At 75.8% G+C, this 3118-nt stretch carries 1 pseudogene; it reads left to right on the top strand.

The window, feature by feature from the left end:
- A pseudogene (locus SSBG_RS27920) lies at nt 1–3118 on the top strand (hypothetical protein); the annotation flags it as partial.

The following is a 3118-nucleotide window of genomic DNA, read 5'->3' as shown; positions in this document are numbered from 1 at the left end:
CGGCGCCTCCGCCCAGATCACGGCACCGCCCGTCGGGCACGTGGACGTGCCTGCGGCCGCGAAGACCGCAAACACCGCGCCGCCGGTCGCCCACGTGGACGCCCCCGTCGTCCGGGCGGGCGACACCGCGGTGCCCCCGGCGACGCAGGTGCACGCGCCGGCCGTCCACCAGCCCGGGCAGGCGCAGGTCCCGGCCCCGGGCGCGTCCGCGCAGGTCACGACGGGGACCGGCCAGGTCTCGGTGCCCCCGCTGTCCTCGGGGGCCGGTGCGGGCGACGGGGTGAACGGGCTCGGGCACCTCAACGGGTCCGTCACCGGCATCGACCCCAAGCCCACGGCGATGCCCGCGACGACGGGCGGGCTCGCGCTGCCCGGGAGCGGCTCGCTCATCGCCGACCTCGGCAAGGGCGGCCTGATCGACCTCTCCGCGCTCGCCCAGCGCACCGTCCGCGTCAACATGGTGCACACCGTCCAGTACGACCTTCAGCACACCTTCCGCAACATGGACGAACTGCTGCCGGGCGTCGTCGTGGACGTGCGCCCGGGCACGGGGGCCACGCGGGCCGACGTCACCGTGACGCAGACCGGCGGCCTCAGCGGCGTGACGGCCCACCACCTCCAGCAGGGCGGCCGGGACATCCTGCGGATCGAGCGGACGCTCGGCGACGGTACCGTGCAGCGCTGGGACTACCACCTGGACGCGGCCAGCGACTACGCCCCGGCCGGTCCGATGGAGATCGTCCCGCCCGGCGCGCACGGGGGTGGCGGCGAGGTCGAGCTGACGTCGCTGCCCAGCGGTTCGCACGTGCCGCCCACCGGTTCCACCTCGGCCGCCGTGCCCGTCCCCGCCCCGGCGACGCTCATAAGGACGCTCGACGTCCCGGGCCTGAACGGGGTCCAGCTGCACGTGACCCCCAGCGGCACGGGCGGCATCGCGGACGCCACCGTCACCGTCCCGCCGGGCGGCGGCGCGTGGACGCCGACGGTGCGTGCCGGACACGGGCCGGGGGCGACGGACACCGTGCACCTGGAACAGCGGGTGAACGCGGTCGAGGCCCGGCACATCGATCTCGCGCCGCAGGACGGCGGGGGGCTGCGGGTGCTGTCCGACGAACGGTTCGTGACGCTGTCGGGCGGGCAGTTCCACGGCGCCGTCGTGGCGCTGGACACGCTGCACCCGAACACCGTGCGCCACGTCACGCCGATGCCGGGCGGCAGCGGCCCGGGGATGGTCGGGCACGAGATACGGATGCCCTCGGGCAGCGGCTTCCAGCTCTACGACCCGGCGACGGGCCTGCCGACGCGCTCCGGGCTGCGGCTCGGCGACGGGGCGGGCGGCGAGATCCACGTGCTGCCGAGCAGGAACGGGCAGCAGCTCGGCCTCACCGGCCCGGACGGGGCCCCGGCGCCCGCGCCGCAGGCGCAGGTCACCGCGCAGGCGGGCGGCGGCTTCCGCGTCCAGTACGGCGAGAGCCACGTCGTCGTGGACGCGACCGGCGCCCGTACCCACACGGTCGTACCGCTCGGCGGCACCAACGACTTCGTCCTCACCCCCGCCGGAGGTGGCGGCCACACGCTGGTGGACGCGGCGGGAGCGGCCCAGGCGCGGCCCGTCACCGCGCACGGCACGGACTTCCACGTGCCGGACGGCACCAACCCGCGGCTCACGCACGTGTACGACGCGCACGGCGCCCCGACGCACGACCTGCTCTCCCTCCAGCACCCGGGCTTCGCCGGCCGCGACGTCCACCTCCCCACCGACGGGACACCGCCGACCCTCCACGGCGCCACCGTCACCCCCCAGACCGGCGGCGGCTTCCGCATCGACGACCCGACCAACGGCCACCACATCGTCGTCGGCCCCCAGGGAGCACACACCCACAACGCGATCCCCCTCGGAGCCACGGGCGAGCTGGCTCTGCGCCCCACAGGCCCCGGCCCCGTCACCCGCGTCGACCTCAACGGCGGCGCACGCGGCCCGATCACCCTGCACGGCACCGACTTCCACGTCCCCGCCGCCGCCCCGGGCCGCCACCACGTGTACAACGCCACCGGCACCCACACCCACGACCTGCTCTCCGTCCAGCACCCCGCCTTCAACGGCCGCGACCTCCACCTCCCCACCGACGGGACACCGCCGACCCTCCACGGCGCCACCGTCACCCCCCAGACCGGCGGCGGCTTCCGCATCGACGACCCGACCAACGGCCACCACATCGTCGTCGGCCCCCAGGGAGCACACACCCACAACGCGATCCCCCTCGGAGCCACGGGCGAGCTGGCTCTGCGCCCCACAGGCCCCGGCCCCGTCACCCGCGTCGACCTCAACGGCGGCGCACGCGGCCCGATCACCCTGCACGGCACCGACTTCCACGTCCCCGCCGCCGCCCCGGGCCGCCACCACGTGTACAACGCCACCGGCACCCACACCCACGACCTGCTCTCCGTCCAGCACCCCGCCTTCAACGGCCGCGACCTCCACCTCCCCACCGACGGCACACCCCCCACGCTCCACGGCGCCACCGTCACCCCCCAGACCGGCGGCGGCTTCCGCATCGACGACCCGACCAACGGCCACCACATCGTCGTCGGCCCCCAGGGAGCACACACCCACAACGCGATCCCCCTCGGAGCCACGGGCGAGCTGGCTCTGCGCCCCACAGGCCCCGGCCCCGTCACCCGCGTCGACCTCAACGGCGGCGCACGCGGCCCCGTCACCGTCCACGGCACGAACTTCCACGTGCCGGACGGCACCAACCCGCACCTCACCCACGTCTACGACGGCGCGGGCACGCACACCCACGACCTGCTCGCGCTCCACGGTCATCCACACCTCAACGGCCCGCTGCGCACCGACCCGGCGGGCGGGAATCCGACCCTCGGGGCCGGCGACACCGTCGTGCGGCAGGGCGACGGGAGCTTCCGGGTCCAAGCGGGCGGCAACCACGCGGTCTTCGACGGGCAGGGCGCCCACACGCACGACGTGGTGCGGCTCGGCACCGGCAACGAGTACGCGCACATGCCGGTGGGCGGCGGGGGCGTCGCGCGTCGTGCACGCGGGCGGCACACCCGTGCCGCACGCGACCGTCGTCACCCGGCCCGGACGGGCACATCGTCG

Origin of the sequence: Streptomyces sp. SPB074, from assembly GCF_000154905.1 — a bacterium.
Classification (GTDB): domain Bacteria; phylum Actinomycetota; class Actinomycetes; order Streptomycetales; family Streptomycetaceae; genus Streptomyces.
This window is presented reverse-complemented; position numbering and strand designations above follow the sequence as displayed.